Source organism: Trichocoleus sp. FACHB-6 (assembly GCF_014695815.1).
Lineage (GTDB): Bacteria > Cyanobacteriota > Cyanobacteriia > Cyanobacteriales > FACHB-T130 > Funiculus > Funiculus sociatus.
Genome location: NZ_JACJOY010000107.1, coordinates 1 through 3,286, shown reverse-complemented (window position 1 = coordinate 3,286; position 3,286 = coordinate 1). Strand labels below are relative to the sequence as shown.

The window sequence follows — 3,286 nt, the reverse complement described above, 5'->3', positions numbered from 1 at the left end:
AATTACTGGGGTAAGCTTTACTCATAACGCTCTCTCAGTGCTGTGTACTACATATTCGCAGCTTACACTGAGTGAGCTTTTTTGCTATCTAACCGACTTTTAAAACATCCTCTTAACTGGTTCCAGAGGTTACGGATTATCAACTGAAACCTCTGATTATGACTATCGCGGCATTTTTATCGCCACCAAACCGTATTATTTGGGCTTTTCGCAAATAGAACAAAAGGACAAAGGTTGGGCAGAAGAACCAGGAAATTTTACGTATCTTACCAAAGATACTAGCATTTATGAGCTAAAAAAGTTTTTAGAACTATCTGCTGACAACAACCCCAATATTCTAGAGCTTTTGTGGTTTAAAGACTACGTTCATATAACTCAAATCGGCAAAATATTGAAAGAGCATAAGCAGATGTTCCTCTCGAAAAACGTGAAACATACATATGCAGGATACGGTTATGCCCAAATCAAAAAATTAGAGTCTCACCGCCGCTGGTTACTGGAACCACCTACAAGAAAACCTGAGCCAGAAGATTTTGAATTGGAGCGAAATCAACCGCTAAGTGTGGGGGAAATTAATTCCTTTTTAGAATATTTATACCTGTTGATTAGAGATAGGATTCAGTTTTTAGAAGAAGCGCAGCAGCTTTATAATTTCCTGACTGCGGATATTGATTTCAAGGGAATATTGAAGCAATACACCTTACCGGAAGAAACGTTGGAATATACGCGCCAACTTACCAATAGTTCGCCATATTTTCTTAAACTATTGCAAAAAAGCCAGCAGTATCAGAATGCCTGTAGAGAGTATGACAACTATCAACAATGGAAGAAAAATCGCAATCCAGAACGAGCAGTAATGGAAGCGAAAGTAGGGTATGACTCTAAATTTGCTATGCAGGCTATCCGGTTATTAAGAACAGGAATCGAAATTTTAGAGACACAGAAATTGATCGTGGATCGCCGAGAGACAGGTGATGCACAGGAATTGCTGGCTATTAAAAGTGGCGAATTTAGCTATGAAGAAGTGATGGCGATCGCTAATGCCCTCTACAAAAGACTTGATGAAGCTTACGCTAAATCTAGCCTACCGAGAAGTGTAGATAGAGAGCCTATCAATCAACTTTGTATTGATTTAGTGGCAATGCAAGGATGGTAAAGGCTTTTACTTTGTTCCGGCGGCCTTCTTTTTCCACTGCACAATTGCCTTTTGAGCTGGCGTATAAGCTGGTGTATTTTCCGGAACTAAAGCCGCCGTCTGAATAGCATCATTAAGCCTACCCTGAGATGCGCGAGACTGAGCTGTTTGATAAATTGTTTGACTCCACTGGGAAATTAACTGCTGAGCTTCAGCAAAACCAGGCTGATCCGGCGGTACTTTGCGGGCGGCGCGGATGGCAAGATTGTAAGAAGAAGCCTGTCCCGGCTTAATCAATCCTTTAGCTCCCTGGATGATTATGTTGTTCGTCCGCTGCACCTGTGCCTTTTCGCGCCAGGAAGCCATCGCCTGCTGAGTCTGATTGTAAATCGGCTGATTATCTTGGGGAACCAGTTGCGCCGTAGCCATCGCTTTATCAAACTGCCCCTGTTTTGCCCGTCCCTCAGCTAAATCTAGAATTACCCCACTCCAGCGTGCTATGTCATCCTGCGCTTGTTGGTATAGCGGTTCGTCCGGTTTAATTTGTTGGGCAACTGCGATCGCTTGGCTAAACTGAGAAGCTTGATTCGGTACAATCAAAGTTCTTGCCTTGTCCAACACCGCTTGATTAGCCTGTTGTTGAGTTTCTTGACTTACTGTTTTAGTCTGCGATTCAGAACCATAAGGAGCCGACTGTAACTTCACAGTTTGAGGTATGGAACCCACATTATTGGTATCTGTTGGCGTCAGCAGTGCCTGCTGACCCATAAATGCTGCTTGGTTACGGAGAACCACTCCCCCTATCAATGCCACTAACAGTGCAGCACCGCCGCCCAATAAAAGCCAACTTAGCCAACCTGGTGTGTCATCTGCTATCTCTGTAGTGTTTCCACCTGTGACAGGGACAAGAGCAGCGCGGCTTAAGTTTGTTTCTGGTGGTGTAGAACTCGGCATCTTCCTAAAGGAGGCTGCCGTTGGTGCGTTATTGTGAATTGCCCGATCAGGAGGCTGCTCCTGACGAGTTATTTTGTCTTTGACGTTATCCCTACCAGAGTTATAAATAGCTGCTGGAACCGTATCAGAAGCTATTGCTCCATTCCAATTCCTGACAGGTTCTGGCAGGGTTGGTAGCTGATAGTGACTTGCCAAAGAGGGCATCACAATCAAGGGTGACTGAACGGGTTTCCAATGGTGTTGGCTCAATTCTGGCAGACGCGATCGCAGATAACTTACCAGACTCTCGAAAGTCTTGCCTTGGGTAGAGCGCAGTCCTTCCAGCAGAACTGCTGTAAACAATCCGTGACCCAGCGAGGAAGTTTCGTGCGAAAACTGGTCAAGTTGGCAGGAAAGCACTGTGGCAATGCCCATCTCCTTAGCCAATTCCACAGTCTGCTTCCCCACATTGGCACCAGATTGACCGCCTTGAGAGCGATTCATATCTAGCAACACCAAGATATTTTCAGACAGGGACTCTTTGAGAGAGGCAAAAAGCGATCGCACGGATATTCCAGTATCAGCAATTTCCCCTGGATTACCGTCACTAGGCATTAAGTAATCCTCTCCATCCAGAGTTACACCATAGCCACTGAAAAACCACCAAAGCGAATCATCAGCACTTACTGGCCTTTGGCACCATTCATCAATCCAGTCCAGCAAGTTTTCCCTGGTAGGATACGCTGAGCGATCACCAATCGGCGGCGAGGTATCGGTTAACAGGAAACACTGGTCTGGTGACCATCGAGCTTCCTCAAGCAGAAACTGCCACAGGGCCTGTGCATCGGCCTGGGCATAGCTCAGGGGTTGAAAAAACTGATATTGATCAATGCCAATTGCCACGCAAGAGTGATTTGCCATATCCCATACCCCAGCTATCTATTAGAGCCAAAATAGCATTTACTAACCAAGCCAGCTTGCTACTCCCAGAGTGGGACAGGAGGCGACACCTGACACCACAAAGTATATAGCAGCGATAGCAGCGTGCATAAGCTCAATAATATGATAAAAGGGTCGCTCCGAGGAGCGACCCTTTATGTTAAGAATAACCTGGCACTGAGCTATTTTCCCAGGCAGTCACCCACCAAGTATCTTCGCCGCAGCCGCGTTTCACCTCCGAGTTCGGGATGGAGTCGGTGTGGTTCCACAGCGCTAATA

The 3,286-nt window shown here is 45.8% G+C and carries 2 protein-coding genes and 1 rRNA gene; 1 reads left to right on the top strand and 2 read right to left on the bottom strand.

Going from position 1 to position 3,286, the window contains the following annotated elements:
• Window positions 1–106: 106 nt before the first annotated feature.
• Window positions 107–1,156: a nucleotidyltransferase domain-containing protein gene (locus H6F66_RS21655; protein ID WP_190425286.1), complete on the top strand. Its 1,050-nt coding sequence runs from the start codon at window positions 107–109 to the stop codon at window positions 1,154–1,156.
• 6 nt (window positions 1,157–1,162) lie between these two features.
• Here H6F66_RS21655 and H6F66_RS21650 read toward each other — a convergent pair whose 3' ends face one another.
• On the bottom strand, window positions 1,163–2,989 hold the full coding sequence (locus tag H6F66_RS21650) for a caspase family protein (protein ID WP_190425283.1): 1,827 nt from the start codon (window positions 2,987–2,989) through the stop codon (window positions 1,163–1,165).
• A gap of 187 nt (window positions 2,990–3,176) precedes the next feature.
• Window positions 3,177–3,286, bottom strand: a 5S ribosomal RNA gene (gene rrf / locus H6F66_RS21645); the annotation flags it as partial.